Origin of the sequence: Kitasatospora viridis (genome assembly GCF_007829815.1) — a bacterium.
Classification (GTDB): Bacteria; Actinomycetota; Actinomycetes; order Streptomycetales; family Streptomycetaceae; genus Kitasatospora; species Kitasatospora viridis.
In genome coordinates this window covers 4669019-4687934 of record NZ_VIWT01000001.1, presented here as the reverse complement: position 1 = coordinate 4687934, position 18916 = coordinate 4669019, and the positions used below count along the sequence as shown (strand labels likewise).

Sequence of the window (18916 nt, the reverse complement as noted above, 5' to 3'; positions counted from 1 at the left end):
GCGATGGACACCACCGTGGATCTCGATATGTTCGCCTCCCGCGTCGAGCGCCCCGACGACGGCGCCCGCCGCACCGCCGAGGAGCGCTGGCAGGAGCTGGACCAGCCGCGCGGCGGCTTCGGCCGGCTGGAGGAACTGGGCAGCTGGCTCGCCTCCGTGCAGGGGGCCTCGCCGGTCCGCCCGGTCGGCGCGGCCAAGGTGCTGCTGTTCGCCGCCGACCACGGCATCGCCGAGCTCGGCGTCTCCCGGCTGCCGGCGGCCGGCGGCACCGCCCGCCGGGTGCGCGAAGTGCTGGAGGGCACCGCGCCGGTGGCCAAGCTGGCCCGCCGGTACGGCGCCGAACTGCGGGTGGTCGACCTCGCGGTGGACGCGCCCGAGGACGAGTTCCCCGAGGAGGTCACCCGGTTCCGGGTGCGCCGCGGCTCCGGGCGGATCGACCGGACCGACGCGCTCACCCCGGACGAGGCCGCCCGGGCCTTCGCCGCCGGCGTCGAACTGGCCGACGAGGAGGCCGACCTGGGCACCGACCTGGTGCTGCTCGGCGACCTCGGGGTCGGCTCCACCACCGTGGCCGCGGTGCTGATCGGCGCGCTCTGCGGCACCGACGCGGCCGCCGTCTGCGGGCGCGGCTCCGGCATCGACGACCGGGTCTGGATGGTCAAGTGCGCGGCGATCCGCGACTCGCTGCGCCGGGCCCGGCCCGTGCTCGGCGACCAGCTGGCGCTGCTCGCGGCCACCGGCGGCGCCGACTTCGCGGCGATCACCGGCTTCCTGCTGCAGGCCGCGGTGCGCCGGCTGCCCGTGGTGCTGGACGGCGTGGTCTCCGCCGCCTGCGCGCTGGTCGCCCAGCGGATCGCGTTCCGGGCACCGGAGTGGTGGCGGGCCGCCGCGCTGACCGGCGAGCCGGCCCTGGCCAAGGCCTACGACCGGCTCACCCTGACCCCGCTGCACGAGCAGCAGGTCACCACCGGCGAGGGCGTCGCCGCGGTGCTGGCGCTGCCGCTGCTGCAGGCCGCCTCCGACACCCTGGCCGAGGAGCTGTTCGAGCCCGCCCACCCGGCCGCGAAGCGCACCCCGCCCCGGCTGCCCACCGCCGCCGAACTGCTGGGCAAGCTCTGAGCGGGTCCGCCCTGCGGCTGCCCGGCCTGCGCTTCGCCTTCGGCACCCTGACGGTCTTCCGGGTCCGGGTCGAGCGCTGGGACCGGGAGGCCGGCGGCCGGGCGATGCTGGCCGCACCGCTGGTCGGCCTGGTGCTCGGCGCCCTGGCCGGCGGGCTCGGCGCGCTGGTCGCGCCGCGCGGCGGGCCGCTGCTGGCGGCCGTCGCGGTGCTCGCCGTGCTGGCCGGGCTGACCCGGGGTCTGCACCTGGACGGGCTGGCCGACGTGGCCGACGGGCTGGGCAGCGGCAAGCCCGCCGAGGACGCCCTGCGGATCATGAAGCAGTCCGACATCGGCCCGTTCGGCGTGCTCACCCTGGTGCTCCTGATCGTCGGTCAACTGGCCGCACTGGAAGAGCAGTTCGCCCACTCGGCGGAGCGTGGCCTAGTGGCCGCGGTGACCTGCGCGGTGGCCGGGCGGTGCGCACTGGCCTGGGGCTGCCTGCGCCCGGTGCCGGCCGCCCGGCCGGGCGGACTGGGCGCCATGGTCGCCGCCACCGTGACGCCCCGGGCCGCGCTGGCCGGCACCGCGCTGGCGGCCCTCGCGGTGGCGCTGATCGGCCGTCACCCCCGGTACGCGCTGGCCCTGATCCTCGGTCAACTGGCCGCCGCCGCACTGCTGCGGCGCTGCGTGCGGCGGTTCGGCGGGGTCACCGGCGACGTGCTCGGCGCACTGGTGGAGACCGCGGGCACCGCGGCACTGCTGGCGATCACGCTCGGTCCCTGACCGGATCGCCAGCGCAGTCACCGGTTTTCGGGACCGCTCCCACGGGGCACACCATCCCAACATGCGGACTACCATGCCTGGAGCACCGTAGCCCTGCGCCGTCACCACGGAGCATGCTGGGGCTTGTAGCCATCTGCCGCACATCCGGCCGTGGACCGCGAAAGAACAGGACGCAATTACGTGACTGCACTGTCTGTGAGCACCTCCTCCCCCACCGCGCTGCGCGCGGACGCCCTGGTGGTCGGCGTGGCGAAGGGCCCCAAGGGCCTGGTGGTCGCCGCCGGCGCGGAGGCCGTGACCGAGGCGTTCGAGGGCCGGCTGGCCGACCTGCTCAGCACCCTGGGCGCCACCGGCGCCGAGGGTGAGGCCGTGAAGCTGCCGGCGCCCAGCGGTGCCAAGGCGGGCTTCGTGCTGGCCGTCGGCCTGGGCGAGGCCGCCGAGTCCTACTCGGCCGAGACGCTGCGCCGGGCCGCCGGTGTGGCCGGCCGCACCCTGGCCGGGGCGAAGAAGGCCGGTCTGGCGCTGCCCGCCGAGACCGCCGAGGAGGTCGAGGCGGTCGCGCTCGGCGCCCTGCTGGGTGCCTACGACTTCTCCGCCTACCGCACCGGCGAGGGCGGCAAGGAGCCGGTCGGCGAGCTCACCGTGCTGACCAGCCGCAAGGGCAGCAAGGACGCCAAGGCCGCGATCGAGCGCGCCACCGTGCTGGGCGAGGAGATGAACCGGGCCCGCGACCTGGTCAACACCCCGCCGAACGACCTGAACCCGAAGTCCTTCGCGAGCATCGCCCAGTCGGTCGGCAAGGAGCACGGCCTCAAGGTCGAGGTGCTGGACGAGAAGGCGCTGACCAAGGGCGGCTTCGGCGGCATCCTGGGCGTCGGCAACGGCTCGGCCAACCCGCCCCGGCTGGTCAAGATCGCCTACACCCACCCGAAGGCCAAGAGCACCCTGGCGTTCATCGGCAAGGGCATCACCTACGACTCGGGCGGCATCTCGCTGAAGCCGGCCGGCCACAACGAGACCATGAAGTGCGACATGGCCGGCGCCGCCGCCGTGTTCGCCGCCGTGGTCGCGGCCAAGCGCCTGGGCCTCGCGGTCAACGTCACCGGCTGGCTGGCGCTGGCCGAGAACATGCCGTCCGGCACCGCCACCCGCCCGGGTGACGTGCTGCGGATGTACGGCGGCAAGACCGTCGAGGTGCTGAACACCGACGCCGAGGGCCGCCTGGTGCTGGCCGACGCGATCGTCCGGGCCGGCGAGGAGGGCCCCGACGCGATCGTCGACGTGGCCACCCTGACCGGCGCGATGGTGCTGGCCCTGGGCGACCGCACCTTCGGTGTGATGGGCGGCACCGACGAGTACCGCGACAAGCTGCACGCGGTGGCCGGCCGGGCCGGCGAGCAGTCCTGGCCGATGCCGATGCCCGCCGAGATGCGCAAGGGCATGGACTCGCCGATCGCCGACATCGCCAACATGGGCAACCGGATGGGCGGCGGCCTGGTGGCCGGCCTGTTCCTGAAGGAGTTCGTGGCCGAGGGCATCGACTGGGCCCACCTGGACATCGCGGGTCCGGCGTTCCACGAGAGCGCGCCGTTCGGCTACACCCCGAAGGGCGGCACCGGCAGCGCGGTGCGGACCCTGGTGCAGCTGGCGGCGGAGACCGCGCAGGGCTGATCCCGGCGTGCGCCCCACAGGGCCCGGTGCGGTTTCCGCACCGGGCCCTGCCGTTCTCCCCCTTGACTTTTCGCCCCGGTTACCGATCGGTAGGCCACTGGCGCCGTACAGACGTCTGTTCGCCTCCGGCGAAACTTTGTTCCACTGAGTGGAAGAACCATCCGTCACACGCGGCCCGGGCGAGCCCGAAGGCCCCCGATTCCAGGCCTGTGACCTGCGCTGACGGGCCCCGCAGCGGGTCCCGCCGGGGTGCGGGTCCACCAGCTGGACCCCCCGGGGAGTGGACCCGGACACCAGTCGCGTTGAACAAGTGCGAAGATGTATTTCCGGCACGGCTGGGGCGCCCCACAAGGGCTTTCCGAAAGCTGGACGATCCAGCACAGGCGGAAACCAGCACCGGCCCGGACGATCCACACCCATTGCATGGAGGACGTGACGTGGCGAACGACGCCAGCACCGTTTTCGACGTAGTCATCCTCGGAGGCGGAAGCGGCGGTTACGCCGCGGCGCTCCGTGCCGCTCAGCTGGGCCTGAGCGTGGCCCTGGTCGAGAAGGGCGAGCTGGGCGGTACCTGCCTGCACCGGGGTTGCATCCCCACCAAGGCGCTGCTGCACGCCGCCGAGATCGCCGACGAGACTCGCGAGGCCGCCGAGTTCGGCGTGCTGGCGACCTTCCAGGGCATCGACATCAACGGCGTCCACAAGTACAAGGACGACGTGGTCAGCGGCCTGTACAAGGGCCTGCAGGGCCTGGTCGCCTCCCGCAAGGTCACCTTCATCCAGGGCGAGGGCCGCCTCTCCTCGCCGACCTCGGTGGACGTCGACGGCCAGCGGGTCGAGGGCCGCCACATCGTGCTGGCCACCGGCTCGGTGCCGAAGTCGCTCCCCGGCCTGACCATCGACGGCGACCGGGTGATCTCCTCGGACCACGCCCTCAAGCTCGACCGGATCCCGAAGTCGGCCGTCATCCTCGGCGGCGGCGTGATCGGCGTCGAGTTCGCCTCCGTCTGGAAGTCCTTCGGCGTCGACGTCACCATCGTCGAGGCGCTGCCGCACCTGGTGCCGCTGGAGGACGAGAACTCCTCCAAGCTGCTGGAGCGCGCCTTCCGCAAGCGGGGCATCAAGTTCGAGCTCAAGGCCCGCTTCTCGGGTGTCGAGTACACCGAGACCGGTGTCCGGGTCTCCACCGAGAACGGCAAGCAGATCGACGCCGACCTGCTGCTGGTCGCGATCGGCCGCGGCCCGGTCTCGCAGGGCCTGGGCTACGAGGAGGCCGGGGTCGCGATGGACCGCGGCTACGTCCTGGTCGACGAGTACATGCGCACCAACGTGCCCACCGTCTCCGCGGTCGGCGACCTGGTCCCGACCCTGCAGCTGGCCCACGTGGGCTTCGCCGAGGGCATCCTGGTCGCCGAGCGGCTGGCCGGCCTGAAGGCCGTGCCGATCGACTACGACGGCGTGCCGCGGGTCACCTACTCCAACCCCGAGGTCGCCTCGGTGGGCATCAGCGAGGCCAAGGCGGTCGAGCTGTACGGCAAGGAGAAGGTCGTCACCGTCAAGTACAACCTGGCCGGCAACGGCAAGAGCAAGATCCTCAAGACCGCCGGTGAGATCAAGCTGGTCCAGGTCAAGGACGGTGCCGTGGTCGGCGTCCACATGGTCGGCGCCCGGATGGGTGAGCAGGTCGGCGAGGCCCAGCTCATCTACAACTGGGAGGCGCTGCCCGCCGAGGTCGCGCAGCTGATCCACGCGCACCCGACGCAGTCCGAGGCGCTCGGCGAGGCGCACCTGGCGCTGGCCGGCAAGCCGCTGCACGCGCACGACTGATCCGCTCTCGCCCCCCACTTGTCCGAGAATTCCTGAACGCAAGACTTGATAGGAGTCGCTGAAACCATGGCGGTCTCAGTAACGCTGCCCGCGCTGGGCGAGAGCGTGTCCGAAGGTACCGTCACCCGCTGGCTGAAGGCCGAGGGTGACCGAGTGGAGGCCGACGAGCCGCTGCTTGAGGTGTCGACCGACAAGGTCGACACGGAGATCCCCGCGCCGGCCTCCGGCATCCTCGCCTCGATCAAGGTCGCCGAGGACGAGACCGTCGAGGTCGGCGCCGAGCTGGCGATCATCGACGACGGCTCGGGCGCCCCGGTGGCCGCTCCGGCGCCGGTCGTCGAGGCCGCGCCGGTCGCCGCCCCGGCCCCGGTCGCCGAGGCCCCCGCCGCCCCCGCTGCTCCGGCCACCCCCGCGCCGGTCGCCGCCCCGGTCGCGCCCGCCGCCCCGGCCGGCGACGCCACCCCGGTGCTGCTGCCCGCGCTCGGCGAGTCGGTCACCGAGGGCACCGTCACCCGCTGGCTGAAGGCCGAGGGCGACACCATCGAGGTCGACGAGCCGCTGCTTGAGGTCTCCACCGACAAGGTCGACACCGAGATCCCCTCGCCGGTCGCGGGCACCCTGGTGAAGATCCTGGTCGGCGAGGACGAGACCGCCGAGGTCGGCGCCCAGCTCGCGCTGATCGGCGCCGCCGGTGCCGTCGCCGCCCCGGCTGCTCCGGCCGCTCCCGCCCCCGCGCCGGTCGCCGCCGCTCCGGCCCCGGTTGCCGCGCCCGCCGCCCCGGCTGCCCCGGCCCCCGCGCCGGTCGCCGCCGCGCCGGCTCCGGTTGCTCCGGCCGCCCCGGTCGCCGCCCCGGCCCCGGTGGCGCCCGCCGCCCCGGTCGCCGCGCCGGCTGCTCCGGTCGCCGCCGCGCCGGTCGCCGACTCGGGTGACGCCTACGTGACCCCGCTGGTCCGCAAGCTCGCCGCCGAGCAGGGCATCGCGCTCTCCTCGGTCGCCGGCTCGGGCGTCGGCGGTCGGATCCGCAAGCAGGACGTGCTCGCCGCGGCCGAGGCCGCCAAGGCTGCGGCCGCCGCCGCTCCGGCCCCGGTCGCCGCCGCTGCCCCGGCCGCCGCGCCGAAGGCCGCCGCCGCCCCGTCCCCGCTGCGCGGCCAGACGGTCAAGATGACCCGCATGCGCAAGGTCATCGGCGACAACATGATGAAGGCGCTGCACGAGCAGGCCCAGCTGACCAGCGTGGTCGAGGTGGACATCACCAAGATCATGTCGCTGCGCGGCAAGGCCAAGGAGGGCTTCGCCGCCCGCGAGGGCGTCAAGCTCTCCCCGATGCCGTTCTTCGTCAAGGCCGCGGCCCAGGCGCTGAAGACCAACCCGGTCGTCAACGCCCGGATCAACGACGCCGAGGGCACCATCACCTACTTCGACACCGAGAACATCGGTATCGCGGTGGACTCGGAGAAGGGCCTGATGACCCCGGTCATCAAGGGCGCGGGCGACCTGAACATCGCCGGCATCGCCAAGAAGACCGCCGAGCTGGCCGGCAAGGTGCGCGAGAGCAAGATCACCCCGGACGAGCTGTCCGGCGCCACCTTCACCATCAGCAACACGGGCTCGCGCGGCGCGCTGTTCGACACCGTGATCGTCCCGCCGAACCAGGCCGCGATCCTGGGCATCGGCGCGACCGTCAAGCGCCCGGTGGTCATCGAGTCCGACGGCGGCACCGCCATCGGCATCCGTGACATGACCTACCTCTCGCTCTCCTACGACCACCGCCTGGTGGACGGTGCCGACGCGGCCCGTTACCTGGTCGCCGTCAAGGAGATCCTTGAGGCGGGCGAGTTCGAGGTCGAGCTCGGCCTGTAAGGCTGTACGAACGCCGTCGGCCGGCGCCCCGTCAGGGGGCGCCGGCCGACGGCGTTCCGGCACCCGATTGCCCCGTTCCGGCGAGCGTGCGGGTGGCGGGTACGGCGCGTGGGCATGCGTCCGCGCGCCCCAGCGACGATGCTTGGGGGCGTGATGTACGAGACCGACTTCTGGCAGATCATCGACGAGGCACGGGACGCCGCGGACGGTGATCCGGAGGAGCAGGCCGACCTGCTGGTGGAGCGCCTGGTCCAGCTGACGCCCGATGAGGTGATCGACTTCGCCCGGCTGTTCGAGGCCCGCTTCCAGCGGGCGTACACCCGGGAGCTCTGGGGCGCCGCCCACCTGCTGCTCGGCGGAGCCTCCGAGGACACCTTCGACTACTTCCGGTGCTGGCTGATCGCGCAGGGCCGGGAGGTCTTCGAGGGCGCGGTGCACCAGCCGGACGACCTGGCCGACCTGGTGCCCGACTTCGACGAGGAGGAGGACGGCGACGCCGAGGAGATCGGCTTCGCCGCCGACGAGGCGCACGAGCAGCTCACCGGCCTGCCGCTGCCGGACCTGGGCACCGCGCAGCCCCGCGAACCCGCCGGCCCCCGCTTCGACTTCGACGACCCGGGCGCGATGGCCGAGCACTACCCGCGGCTCTGGGACCTCTACGGCCGCTGACGGCCCGTCCGCTCCGCTCCGGCGCTCACGAGGCGTTCGGCGGCAGCGAGGCCCGGCCCGCCGGCTGGATCGCGGCGACCAGGTCGTCCAGCGCGCCCGGGCGGGGCGCCCGGGGGTCGTCGTCGGCCGACGCGACCATGGTGGTGAAGCCGCCGCTCGGGGCCGGCACCGCGACCAGCAGCAGGAAGCCCTGGGCGCCCTGCTGCGGGGTGACGTGCCAGCGCACCGCGAAACCGGCCAGGCCGGCCACCGCCGTCGGGCCGCTGCTCAGCTCCTGGTGGTCGTCGAGGGTGCCGAAGAGCTGCGGCGCGTAGAGCGCCATGGTCTGCCGGGCCACCGTCTCCGCGTCCGGCCCGGCCGTCGGGCGGGCGTCGATGGAGAAGTTGCCGCGCACGCAGCCGCCCTGGTTGGCGCACGGGTACTGGCCGGTGACCAGCAGCACGGTCGTGTTGGCGTCGTGGTAGGCGGTGTCCCAGCCGGCCGGCACCGGGACGGTCCAGCCGTGCACCTGGTCCTGCACGGCCGAGCCGGCGGCCGGCGGCTGGGTGTCCGGGGTGCCCGGCAGCGGCGTCGTGGGCGTCGGGGCCGGCGTGGGCGCGGCGGTGGGCGGCTGGCTGGGCGCGGGCGCGGCGCCGACCGGCGGGGAGGCCGCCGGCGCGGGGGCGCCCATGGCCGGTGCCCGGGAGGAGGAGCCCTGCAGCGCCACCGTGACGAGCCCGCCGGCCAGCACCACCAGCGCCAGCGTGCCCACCAGCACCGCGGCCAGCAGCCCGGGGCGCCGGCCCGGCGGGGGCAGCGGCGGTGCCAGCGGCGGCGGTCCCGGGGGCGGGAGTTGCGGCGGGAGTTGCGGCTGCTCCGGCGCGGGATAGGGGTAGTTGAAGGAGGAGTGCCCCTGGTAGCCGTACCCCGCCGGCTCCACCCTGACCAGTTCCTCCGGCACCGCCGGGTGCCCGTAGGCGGGCGAGGCGTCCGAGACCACCGAGCCGGTCGGCGCGGGCGCCGGCGGCGCGGTGGGCGGCAGTGGCCTGGCCCCGCTGCTCCATCCGCGCCCGTCCCAGAAGCGCTCGTGCCCGGGGGCCTGCGGGTCCGGGTACCAACCGGGTGGAGTGGAGTGGGTCACCCCCGTACCGTATCGGGCCGAGCCGCCGGCCAGACAGGCCGGGCGACCTGAGCTGGGGCCCCGGCCGAGGGTTGAGGGCGGGTCAAGGGCGCTCCGGCCCGTACCGGCTGCCAGGATGGGCCCATGCGCATCGCTGTCACCGGTTCCTCGGGCCTGATCGGCTCCGCCCTGGTCCGTTCGCTGCTCGCCGACGACCACGAAGTGGTGCGGCTGGTGCGCCGTCACAGCGCGCTCGGCGTGCAGCCGGACGGCTCGATCGGGGTGGGCTGGAACCCGGACCGCGGCGAGCTGGACCTGGCGGGGCTGGCCGGCGTCGAGGCGGTGGTGCACCTGGCCGGCGCCGGGGTGGCCGAGCACCGCTGGACGGACGCCTACAAGGAGCGGATCCGGGAGAGCCGGGTGCGCGGCACCCGCACCCTGGCCGAGGGGCTGACCCGGCTGGACACCCCGCCGTCGGTGCTGGTCAGCGCGTCCGCGATGGGCTTCTACGGGCAGACCGGCGACCGGGTGATCGAGGAGTCGGCGCCGGCCGGCCAGGACTTCCTGGCCGAGGTCTGCGTGGCCTGGGAGGGCGCGGCCCGGCCGGCCGCCGAGGCCGGGATCCGGGTGGTGCACCCGCGCACCGGCCTGGTGCTGAGCGCCGCGGGCGGGGCCGGCGGGCGGCTGTTCCCGCTCTTCCGGCTGGGCCTGGGCGGCCGGCTGGGCGACGGCGGGCAGTACTGGAGCTTCATCTCGCTGGCCGACGAGCTGGCCGCGCTGCGCTTCCTGATCGACCGTCCGGAGCTGAGCGGTCCGGTGAACCTGACGGCCCCGCACCCGGTGACCAATGCCGAGCTGACCGCCGCGCTGGGCCGGGTGCTGCGCCGGCCGACGCCGTTCCCGGTGCCGGAGGCGGTGCTGCGGCTGGTGCTGGGCGAGATGGCGATCGAGGTGGTGGGCAGTCACCGGGTGCTGCCGGCCAAGCTGCTGGCGGCCGGCTTCGAGTTCGCCCACCCGGAGGTGGAGGCGGCGGTGCGCGCCGCGCTCTGAGGCGAGCCGGAGCACGCGCACGAGGGGCGCACGCGACGGCGCACGACGCCGGTGCATGCCCCCAGGGCGTGCCACCGGCGGGACGCGGCGCTCGCCGATCCAGGCCGGTACGACAGCCTGATCAAGCTACTGACGGGGCATCACCCCCTGGACCGTCCCGGGCACGCCCGCAGCCGTCCGCCGGCCGGAGCTCCGGGACCAGGGAGGGAGCTCGCCCGTGACCCCTAACGAATTCACCCGCCGGATCCGACCGGAGGACCCCGACGTGGTCGTGGTCGGCGCCGGACTGGCCGGACTCGCCGCCGCCCGGGCACTCAGCGCCGCGGGGCTGCACGTCCAGGTGCTGGAGGCGACCGACCGGATCGGCGGCCGACTGGCCGGCCACCGGCTGGACGGCTACCTGCTGGACCACGGCGGCCAGTTGCTCGGCACCGGATTCCCCGGCCTGATCCGCCGGCTCGACCTGCCCGACCTGCCGCTCAGCCCGCTGGCCCCCGGCGTGCTGGTGCACAGCGGCGGCCGGCGCCACCGGGTCGGCGCCGACCGCGCCCAGGGCGCCCGGCCGCCCGCCCGGTCACCGCTCGGCAGCCCGCTGGAGAAGGCCCGGCTGGGCGCCACCCTCAGCCGGCTCGCCGCCACCCCGGTGCCCAAGCTGCTGGCCCGGCCGGAGACCACCACCGCCCGCGCGCTGACCGAACGCGGCCTGCCGGGCCGGGTGGTGGAGGGCTTCCTGCGCCCGCTGCTCACCGCGCTGCTCAGCGATCCGGCCCTGGGCACCAGCAGCCGGATCGCCGACCTGGCGCTGCGCGGCTACGCCCGGGGGCGGCTCGCGCTGCCCTCGGCCGGCACCGGCGAGGTGCCCGCGCGCCTGGCCGCCGCGCTGCCGCCCGGCACCGTGCGCCTGGACACCCGGGTGACGGCCGTCGGCGCGGACGGCGTGCGCACCGCCGGGCACGGGTGGATCGCCGCCCGGGCGGTGGTGCTGGCCACCGACGCCCGGGCCGCCGCCGAGCTGCTGCCGGGACTGCGACTGCCGGACTTCCACCCGGTGACCACCTACTACCACACCTGCGCGGACAGCCCGTTGGCCGAGCCGGTGCTGCTGCTGGACGGCGACCGGACCCTGGGGCCGGCGCCGATCTCGCACTCGCTGGTGCTCAGTCAGGTGCACGAGTCCTACGCCCCGGCCGGGCGCACCCTGGTCGCCACCACCGTGCTGGGGCGGCGGGCCTTCCCGGGCGGACCGGCGGCCGCCGAGCCGGCGGTCCGGGAGCGGCTGGCCGAGCTGTACCAGGGCTCGACCCGGGACTGGGACTTCCTGAGCGTGCGTCACCTGCCGGACGCGGTACCGGCGATGCCGCCGCCCCACAACTTCCGCCGCCCGGTGCGGCTGCTGGCCGGCCTCTACGTCTGCGGGGACCACCGGGACACCAGCAGCGCCCAGGGGGCCCTGGTCTCCGGCCGCCGGGCCGCCGCCGCGGTGCTGCGCGACCTCGACGTGGCCCCGGCGCAGCCGCGGCAGGACCAGGCGGCGGCCTGAGCCGGCGTCACCGTGCGGGCGACCGCCACGAGGTCGCCCGGCGTCGGTCCCGGGCCCCACACCGGGACCGTGCAAATATGACGAAATGTCCACTGCCTCCGCTCTCCTCGACCAGCCCGAGACCCTGGTGCTGATCCCGGCAGCCGCGCTCGCCGCGCCGCTGCTGGCCGACCGGGTGCAGCGCTGGCTGGCGGTGCCGAGCCTGGTCTTCGAGCTCGCGCTCGGGGTGCTGATCGGACCCGACGTGCTCGGCTGGGCCAGGACCGGCGGCCTCTCCGAGGTGTTCTCCCAGTTCGGCCTGGCCATGCTGATGTTCATGGCCGGCTACGAGGTCGAGTTCGTCCGGCTGCGCGGCACCCCGCTGCGCCGGGCGCTCACCGCCTGGGGGGTCAGCGTGGCGCTGGCGCTCGGGATCGGCGCGCTGGTCAACCACTCGGCGCTGACCGGCGTGTTCACCGGGCTGGTGCTGACCACCACCGCGCTGGGCACCGTGCTGCCGATCATCCGCGACTCCGGCGAACTGCCCACCCCGTTCGGCTCGCTGGTGATGGCCACCGGGGCGGTCGGCGAGTTCGGCCCGATCATCGCGGTGGCGCTGCTGCTCAGCGGCGACTCCCCCGGCAGGGCGGCGGTGGTCCTGCTCGTCTTCGGCGTGATGGCCGGCGTGGCGCTGGCCTACGCCCGGCTGCACCGCCCGCCCTGGATGATCCGGCTGATCCGGGCCACCCTGCGCACCTCGGGCCAGTTCGCGGTGCGCGGGCTGATCCTGGTGCTGGCCGCGATGGTGGCCGCCGCGGTCTGGCTGGACCTGGACATGCTGCTCGGCGCCTTCACCGCCGGGATCGTCGCCAACCTGATGCTCTCCGACGTGTCGGAGCCGACCGCGGAGGTGATCGACGCCAAGCTGGAGGGCATCGGCTTCGGCTTCCTGGTGCCGGTCTTCTTCGTCTACAGCGGCATCACCTTCGACCTGAAGTCCCTGCTGAACGATCCCGGCACGCTGCTGCTGGTGCCGCTCTTCCTGCTGCTGCTGGCCGCCGTCCGGGGCGGGCCGGCCGGACTGCTCGCCCCGCCCGGGCTCTCCCGGCGGGACCGCACCGCACTCGGCCTGTACGCCGCCACCGCGCTGCCGCTGATCGTGGTGATCACCACCATCGAGGAGCAGGACGGCCACCTGAAGTCCTCCACCGCGGCCGCCCTGGTCGGCGCCGGCATGCTCTCCGTGCTGCTCTTCCCGCTGCTCGCCGGCCGGCTGCGCGGTGCGGCCCGCCCGCCCGGCGCGCGACCCGACGAGCCCCGGGTCCGGGCCGAGAGCTGGTGAACCGGCGGCCCCTATGATCACCGCGTGCAGACCTCCTGGATATCCCGTGGCGCCCGGGCGCGCACCGGCGCCGGCCTCCTGTGCGCGGCCGCCGCGCTGAGCGGCTGCGGCACCAGCGGCGGCCCGGCCTCCGACATGCCGCCGCCCTCGCCGGTCTCCTCCGCCCAGGCCGCCCAGGCCGGGCAGCAGCTGCTCGGCGAACTGCTGCCGGTGCCGCCGGGCGCCCAGCCCTGGAGCCGGAACCCGACCGGCCTGCTGGACCAACTGACCGTGGTGCACAACTACTTCGGCCAGCAGGACTGGGACCGGGTGAACGCCGAGACCACCCGGCGCGGCTTCGTCGCCGCCGCCCGGCACGGCTGGAGCAACCCGGACGGCAGCGCGAGCGACGTGCTGCTGATCGAGTTCGCCACCCGGGGCGGCGCCAACAGCATGGCCCAGAGCATGAGCGAGGGCTGGAAGCTGGCCGAGGACGGCACCCAGGACGAGGACCAGGAGGTGCACGGCACGGAGTTCACCGAGGCACGCCCGGGCCCCGACGGCCTGACCGCCAGCGAGGTGGTCGCCATCCACGGCTCGGTGCTGGTCTACGTCGCGTTCCTGGCCGACGGGAAGCCGGACCGGACCGCCGCCGAGAAGCTGATCAAGGATCAGGTCGATACCCTCGGCGGCGTCTGACCGGCCGTCGGACCCCAGGACCTCAGGGCCCCAGGGCCTCAGACCACCCCCGCCTGCCGGGCCGCCTCCTCGAAGGCGCGGGCCGCCGGGCTGCCCCGGTAGGGGGCGAGCCGGCGGTGGAAGTCCCGCAGGTACTCGACGCTGCGGGCGGAGCGCATCTCGCCGGCCGCCCGCAGCGCCTCGGTGGCCAGGCCGCAGGCCTCGTCCACCTCGCCCAGGCCCAGCCGGGCGGCGGCCAGCACCATCCGGCAGAACACCCGGCTGCGGGCGTAGCCCGCCGAGCGCAGCCGCAGCGACTTCTCCGCGTGCTGGACCGCCGGACGCCACTGCTGCAGGTCGCGGTAGCAGTGCGCGAAGTCGTCGGCCAGCTGGGCCTCGTCGAAGAACCGGGCCCAGGACGGCAGGTCGTCGCCGGTGCGGGCGAGCGCCAGCGAGCGCTCGGCCCGGACCAGGGCGGTGGTGCAGGACCGCACGTCGCCCAGCACCCCGTGCCCGCGCGCCTCCGCCGCGTGCAGCAGCGCCTGGATGGTGGCCGGCGCGGAGGTGCCCACGCCCTGCTGGGCCACCCGGGCCAGCTGCACCGCCTCCCGGCCGTGCCCCAGGTGCACCGCCTGCTGGCTCATGGTGATCAGCACGTAGCCGCCGAGCACCCGGTCGCCGGCCGCCTGGGAGAGCCGCAGCGCCTGCACGAAGTAGCGCTGGGCCAGGCCGTGCGCGGCGATGTCGAAGCTGGTCCAGCCGGCCAGCCGGGTCAGGTCGGCGACCGCGCCGAACAGCGCCCGGCCGATCTGCTCGCCGTACCGGCCGCGCAGCATCGGCTCGGCCTCGCTCTCCAGGTAGCGGACCAGCGCCTGCCGGGCGTGGCCGCCGCCGTAGGCGTTGTCCAGCGCGCGGAACAGGTCGCCGACCGCGCGCACCGCCGCGATGTCGCCGCGCCCCACCCGCAGGCCGGCCCGGGCCGGCCGCGCGCGCTCCTCGGCCCCGCCCTGGCCCGGACCGGGCAGCGGCACCGTCCGGGTGCCGGAGACCAGCGGGCGGCGGGCCTGCGAGGGCACCCGGCCGGCCGGCGTGCCGCGCGGGACCTGGCCCGGGCGGGCGGCGGCGGGCTCGGTGCGGTCGCCGTGGTCCAGCCCCGGGTCGACCCGGGCCAGCGGTCCGTCCGGGCCGGCCACGTAGATGCCGGCCGAGCCGTCCCGGGCCACCTGCTCGTCGGCCCGGCCGATCAGCCAGTCGCGGCTGGGCACCACCAGGCCGGCCGGGGTGAAGGCGATCCGGCGCAGCTCCGACTGCGGGCCGGTGTCCTTGCGCCACATGCTGGCGACGATGTCCACGGCCTCCTGCGGGGTCTCGGCGAACTCCAGCCCGGCGTAGACCGGGGCGCAGGCGTCCAGGCCGATGTCCTGGGCGGAGAGCCGGCGGCCCAGCCGGCGGGTGAACACCTCGGCGATCAACGCCGGGGTGGCGCCGCGCGGCTGCTGACCGCGCAGCCAGCGGGTCACCGAGGTCTTGTCGTAGCGCAGGTCCAGCCCGTGCTCCAGGCCGAGCTGGTCGACCCGCCGGGCCAGGCCGGCGTGCGAGAAGCCGGCCTCCTCGATCAGCGCGGCCAGCAGCGGGTTCTGCGCCCGGCCGGCCTCCGAGTGCCCGGCGGCGTCGGCCGCCGGGCCGTCCGGGCCGTCCGGATGGTGTCCGGCGTCCTGGCGTTGGCCGGGCAGGGCGCTGCCGCGGTGGGCCGGATCGGCGTGCGGCACGTGGTCAGGGTGCCGTTCGTGCGGCTCCAGCTGGTCCACCGGGTCGAGCGGACCGTAGGCCGGACTGTCGGTTGCAGGCTGTTGGGGCATGATCAGTCAACACCTCTCGGACGCCGCCGTCCGGGCCCCCGGTGCCATGCGCGACGCCCCTATCGGGAATCGGCGTGAATGTAGCGAGCATTCGGGCGCTATGGGCGGATCTGGCCGGGCAATCCTCCGAACGGGTGAAGGATGGGCGCCCGATCCGCTGAAGTAGGGGCGCTCGGGGTTTGACGGGGCGCGGGCCCCGCGGCCACCGCCCCGGGGGTGCCGGCGGGCCGCCGCCGAGCGCCCCGGCGGCGTCGACCGGAGCCCCGGCGGCCGGTCGCACCGGCCTACCACGGGACGGGCGGAGCTGCTCTCGGACGCCTGAGCGAGCAGGCGTACAGTGGCGAGGTTGGCTAGTGGGCCGTTCGGCCGCACGCGCGCACGTCAACCGGCTAGGAGCAGTGGTGAGCGAGAACGTTCGGTTCGTCCGGATGGGCATCGGCAGCGGACCCGTGCCCTACCAGGAGGCCTGGGAGGAGCAGCAGCGGCTGCACGCGCTGCGGCTGGCCGACGAGATCCCCGACACCGTGCTGCTGCTGGAGCACCCGCCGGTCTTCACCGCCGGCAAGCGCACCAAGCCGGAGGACCTGCCGCTGGACGGCACCCCGGTGGTGCAGGTCAACCGCGGCGGCGAGGGCACCTGGCACGGCCCCGGCCAGCTGGTCGGCTACCCGATCGTCAAGCTGCCCGAGCCGATGGACGTGGTGGCCTACGTCCGGCGGCTGGAGGAGGCACTGATCCGGGCCAGCGCCGACCTGGGCGTGGCGACCAGCCGGATCGAGGGCCGCAGCGGGGTCTGGGTGCTCGGCGCGGAGCTGCCGGACGCCCGGGTGGACCCGGCGCAGGTGATCGACATCGGCAAGCTGACCCTGCGGATGGGCCTGCCGCTGGGCATCGACCCCCGGCTGGCCGGCCCCGAGTACGCGCCGTCCAACGCCGGCCAGCGCGGCGACGACCGCAAGCTGGCCGCAATCGGCGTGCGGGTCGCGCGCGGCGTGACGATGCACGGCTTCGCGCTGAACTGCAACCCGGACATGACCTGGTTCGACCGGATCATCCCGTGCGGCATCCGGGACGCCGGGGTCGGCTCACTCTCCACCGAGCTGGGCCGCGAGGTCACCGTCGCGGACACCGCCCCGGTGGTGGAACGCCGCCTGGCCGAGGTGCTGGCCGAGCTGCCGGAGCCGGCGCTCAGCCACTGAGGACCTGCCCGCGGCGCCCCGGCGCCCGGGAATCTACTGGCCGGTAGCGCTGTTGCCCTGCGAATGCGGGGCACAGGCCCGGCGCTGACCGTACAAGCACAGGCGTACCCTGGGGGTACTCCCGTCTACTTCTAGGAGCCGCACGTGTCCGCTGTCGCACCCGACGGCAGGAAGCTTCTCCGCCTTGAGGTCCGCAACAGCGAGACCCCGATCGAGCGCAAGCCGGAGTGGATCAAGACCCGGGCCAAGATGGGCCCGGAGTACAACGCGCTGCACTCGCTGGTGAAGAAGGAGGGGCTGCACACGGTCTGCCAGGAGGCCGGCTGCCCCAACATCTTCGAGTGCTGGGAGGACCGCGAGGCGACCTTCCTGATCGGCGGCGACCAGTGCACCAGGCGCTGCGACTTCTGCCAGATCGACACCGGCAAGCCCGCCGACTTCGACGCCGACGAGCCGCGCCGGGTCGCCGAGTCGATCGTCACCATGGACCTGAACTACGCGACCATCACCGGCGTCGCCCGTGACGACCTGGCGGACGGCGGGGCCTGGCTGTACGCCGAGACGGTGCGCCAGGTGCACGCGATGACCGCCGAGCGGGCCGCCGGCCGGACCGGCGTCGAGCTGCTCATCCCCGACTTCAACGCGGTGCCCGAGCAGCTGACCGAGGTCTTCTCGTCCCGCCCCGAGGTGCTGGCGCACAACGTCGAGACGGTGCCGCGGATCTTCAAGCGGATCCGCCCGGCCTTCCGCTACGAGCGCTCGCTGGACGTCATCACCCAGGCCCGGGCCGCCGGACTGGTCACCAAGTCCAACCTGATCCTGGGCATGGGCGAGACCCGCGAGGAGGTCAGCCAGGCGCTGGCCGACCTGGTCGGCGCCGGCTGCGAGCTGATCACCATCACCCAGTACCTGCGCCCCTCGCTGCGGCACCACCCGGTCGAGCGCTGGGTCAAGCCGCAGGAGTTCGTGGAGCTGCAGGAGGAGGCCGAGGAGCTCGGCTTCGCCGGTGTGATGTCCGGCCCGCTGGTCCGCTCCTCCTACCGGGCCGGCCGGCTCTACCGGCAGGCGCTGGAGCACCGCGCGAGCGCGGCGAGCTGAGAACCACCGGCCGGGGCCGGGCCGACCACCGGCCCGGCCCCGGCGGCGTTTCAGGATGTTGCCAGGGGTGGACGACTTCACCAGGGGTTGACGACCAGGCCATCGGCCCTTAACAGCGGCCACCGAGAATGGACGCACAAGACTCGGCGAGGGGAGAGGCCGGACATGCGCACCACCATCACGACGGCGATCAGGCTCGCGGAGAGCGTGCTGCTGGCCCCCGGCCGCAAGCAGGCCCGGCTGAACGCCTGGACGGCGGTCTGCGAGAACCGCCGGCACGCGGCCGACCGGGCCGCCGCCCGGGCCGAACTGGCGGCGGTCGCGCACCGCTGACGGGGTCCCGGCGGGCCCGCCGCACGGCCGCGCAGCGCCGGACGGCGCAAGGCGCGCCGCCGGGGGATTACGGTTCGGCCCGAATCGGGACCGGGCTTCGTTGTCCGCAGGTCGCGCCACGTACCATGACCCTCATGGCGAGGGAAAAATCCGATACTCCTGGGCGGCTGAAGCAGATCCGCCAGGCGTACATCATGACCAAGCAGGTCGACACCAAGATCGGCCTGATCCTCGGGGGCATCGGCCTCCTGACGTTCGGCGTGTTCCTCGCCATCGGCTTCCTGATCGGCCACCCCATCTACCTGGGGATCCTCGGCTTCATCGTGGCCTTCCTGGCCACCGCGATCGTCTTCGGCCGCCGCGCCGAGCGGGCCGCCTTCGGTCAGATGGAGGGTCAGCCGGGCGCCGTCGCGGCCGTGCTGAACAACATCCGCCGCGGCTGGAGCGCCAACCCCACCCCGGTGGCGGTCACCCGCAACCAGGACGCGGTCTACCGGGCCGTCGGCCGGGCGGGCATCGCGCTGATCGGTGAGGGCAACCCGAACCGGGTGCGCCCGCTGCTCGCCTCCGAGAAGCGGAAGATGGCCCGCGTGGTGGCCGACGTGCCGGTGCACGACATCATGGTCGGCGACGGCGAGGGCGAGGTGCCGCTGAAGAAGCTGCAGATCACCCTGATGCGGCTGCCGCGGGCGATCACCCCGGCCCAGGTCACCGAGACCAACGACCGGCTGCGCGCGCTGGGCGACCTGCTCTCCAAGGCGCCGATCCCCAAGGGCCCGATGCCGAAGGGCGCCCGGATGCCCAAGGGCGGCCAGGCCCGCTGACCCCCTCCCCTGCGACATGCGAAAGGC

Annotated in this window: 16 protein-coding genes; 14 read left to right on the top strand and 2 right to left on the bottom strand. The window is 74.6% G+C overall.

Going from position 1 to position 18916, the window contains the following annotated elements:
• The first annotated feature begins 3 nt into the window (after positions 1–3).
• The 6 genes from FHX73_RS21120 (at position 4) to FHX73_RS21095 (ending at position 7909) form a co-directional block, all read left to right on the top strand.
• Positions 4–1119 carry a nicotinate-nucleotide--dimethylbenzimidazole phosphoribosyltransferase gene (locus tag FHX73_RS21120; protein ID WP_145906488.1) on the top strand — a complete coding sequence of 372 codons (1116 nt, stop codon included), beginning with the start codon at positions 4–6 and terminating at the stop codon, positions 1117–1119.
• A complete protein-coding gene (locus tag FHX73_RS21115; RefSeq protein ID WP_246213872.1) occupies positions 1116–1883 on the top strand; it encodes an adenosylcobinamide-GDP ribazoletransferase in 768 nt (255 codons plus the stop codon). Before FHX73_RS21120 ends, FHX73_RS21115 begins: the two co-directional genes overlap by 4 nt.
• 180 nt (positions 1884–2063) lie before the next feature.
• Positions 2064–3554 (top strand): leucyl aminopeptidase, encoded by a 1491-nt coding sequence (locus FHX73_RS21110; RefSeq protein ID WP_145906487.1) that lies wholly within the window; start codon positions 2064–2066, stop codon positions 3552–3554.
• A gap of 437 nt (positions 3555–3991) precedes the next feature.
• On the top strand, positions 3992–5380 hold the full coding sequence (gene lpdA / locus FHX73_RS21105) for a dihydrolipoyl dehydrogenase (RefSeq protein ID WP_145906486.1): 1389 nt from the start codon (positions 3992–3994) through the stop codon (positions 5378–5380).
• 66 nt (positions 5381–5446) lie between these two features.
• Positions 5447–7240 carry a 2-oxoglutarate dehydrogenase, E2 component, dihydrolipoamide succinyltransferase gene (gene sucB / locus FHX73_RS21100; RefSeq protein WP_145906485.1) on the top strand — a complete coding sequence of 598 codons (1794 nt, stop codon included), beginning with the start codon at positions 5447–5449 and terminating at the stop codon, positions 7238–7240.
• A gap of 153 nt (positions 7241–7393) precedes the next feature.
• Positions 7394–7909 carry a DUF4240 domain-containing protein gene (locus FHX73_RS21095; protein WP_145908424.1) on the top strand — a complete coding sequence of 172 codons (516 nt, stop codon included), beginning with the start codon at positions 7394–7396 and terminating at the stop codon, positions 7907–7909.
• Positions 7910–7934: 25 nt separating this feature from the next.
• Here FHX73_RS21095 and FHX73_RS47265 read toward each other — a convergent pair whose 3' ends face one another.
• Entirely contained in the window at positions 7935–9029 is a 1095-nt protein-coding gene (locus FHX73_RS47265) for a DUF2510 domain-containing protein (protein ID WP_281292693.1), read from the bottom strand.
• A gap of 123 nt (positions 9030–9152) precedes the next feature.
• On the opposite strand from FHX73_RS47265, the gene FHX73_RS21080 reads away from it, so the two are divergent.
• The 4 genes from FHX73_RS21080 (at position 9153) to FHX73_RS21065 (ending at position 13597) form a co-directional block, all read left to right on the top strand.
• Positions 9153–10058, top strand: coding sequence for a TIGR01777 family oxidoreductase (locus tag FHX73_RS21080; RefSeq protein WP_145906484.1), 906 nt, complete (start codon positions 9153–9155; stop codon positions 10056–10058).
• A gap of 217 nt (positions 10059–10275) precedes the next feature.
• Entirely contained in the window at positions 10276–11598 is a 1323-nt protein-coding gene (locus FHX73_RS21075; protein ID WP_246213624.1) for an NAD(P)/FAD-dependent oxidoreductase, read from the top strand.
• A gap of 85 nt (positions 11599–11683) precedes the next feature.
• The gene (locus tag FHX73_RS21070) at positions 11684–12919 is read left to right on the top strand and encodes a cation:proton antiporter (RefSeq protein WP_145906483.1); all 1236 of its coding nucleotides are present in this window, start codon (positions 11684–11686) and stop codon (positions 12917–12919) included.
• A gap of 24 nt (positions 12920–12943) precedes the next feature.
• On the top strand, positions 12944–13597 hold the full coding sequence (locus FHX73_RS21065; protein WP_145906482.1) for a hypothetical protein: 654 nt from the start codon (positions 12944–12946) through the stop codon (positions 13595–13597).
• Positions 13598–13635: 38 nt separating this feature from the next.
• On the opposite strand, the gene FHX73_RS21060 is transcribed toward FHX73_RS21065, so the two are convergent.
• A complete protein-coding gene (locus tag FHX73_RS21060) occupies positions 13636–15435 on the bottom strand; it encodes an NsdA family TPR-like regulatory protein (RefSeq protein WP_246213623.1) in 1800 nt (599 codons plus the stop codon).
• Between the two features lie 428 nt (positions 15436–15863).
• Here FHX73_RS21060 and lipB point away from each other — a divergent pair, with 428 nt between their 5' ends.
• The 4 genes from lipB (at position 15864) to FHX73_RS21045 (ending at position 18889) form a co-directional block, all read left to right on the top strand.
• Entirely contained in the window at positions 15864–16634 is a 771-nt protein-coding gene (gene lipB, locus FHX73_RS21055; protein WP_246213871.1) for a lipoyl(octanoyl) transferase LipB, read from the top strand.
• Positions 16635–16778: 144 nt separating this feature from the next.
• A complete protein-coding gene (gene lipA, locus FHX73_RS21050; RefSeq protein ID WP_145906480.1) occupies positions 16779–17732 on the top strand; it encodes a lipoyl synthase in 954 nt (317 codons plus the stop codon).
• 165 nt (positions 17733–17897) lie between these two features.
• Positions 17898–18065, top strand: coding sequence for a hypothetical protein (locus FHX73_RS44830; RefSeq protein WP_170304989.1), 168 nt, complete (start codon positions 17898–17900; stop codon positions 18063–18065).
• Positions 18066–18199: 134 nt separating this feature from the next.
• Entirely contained in the window at positions 18200–18889 is a 690-nt protein-coding gene (locus FHX73_RS21045) for a DUF4191 domain-containing protein (RefSeq protein WP_145906479.1), read from the top strand.
• The last annotated feature ends 27 nt before the right edge of the window (positions 18890–18916 follow it).

Bases quoted from the DNA above. Each gene is read 5' to 3' on its own strand.
- FHX73_RS44830 (WP_170304989.1), top strand. From the start codon at position 17,898: ATGCGCACCACCATCACGACGGCGATCAGGCTCGCGGAGAGCGTGCTG.
- FHX73_RS21070 (WP_145906483.1), top strand. From the start codon at position 11,684: ATGTCCACTGCCTCCGCTCTCCTCGACCAGCCCGAGACCCTGGTGCTG.
- lipB (WP_246213871.1), top strand. From the start codon at position 15,864: ATGGGCATCGGCAGCGGACCCGTGCCCTACCAGGAGGCCTGGGAGGAG.
- FHX73_RS21045 (WP_145906479.1), top strand. From the start codon at position 18,200: ATGGCGAGGGAAAAATCCGATACTCCTGGGCGGCTGAAGCAGATCCGC.
- FHX73_RS21095 (WP_145908424.1), top strand. From the start codon at position 7,394: ATGTACGAGACCGACTTCTGGCAGATCATCGACGAGGCACGGGACGCC.
- FHX73_RS21080 (WP_145906484.1), top strand. From the start codon at position 9,153: ATGCGCATCGCTGTCACCGGTTCCTCGGGCCTGATCGGCTCCGCCCTG.
- sucB (WP_145906485.1), top strand. From the start codon at position 5,447: ATGGCGGTCTCAGTAACGCTGCCCGCGCTGGGCGAGAGCGTGTCCGAA.
- FHX73_RS21120 (WP_145906488.1), top strand. From the start codon at position 4: ATGGACACCACCGTGGATCTCGATATGTTCGCCTCCCGCGTCGAGCGC.
- FHX73_RS21060 (WP_246213623.1), bottom strand. From the start codon at position 15,435: ATGCCCCAACAGCCTGCAACCGACAGTCCGGCCTACGGTCCGCTCGAC.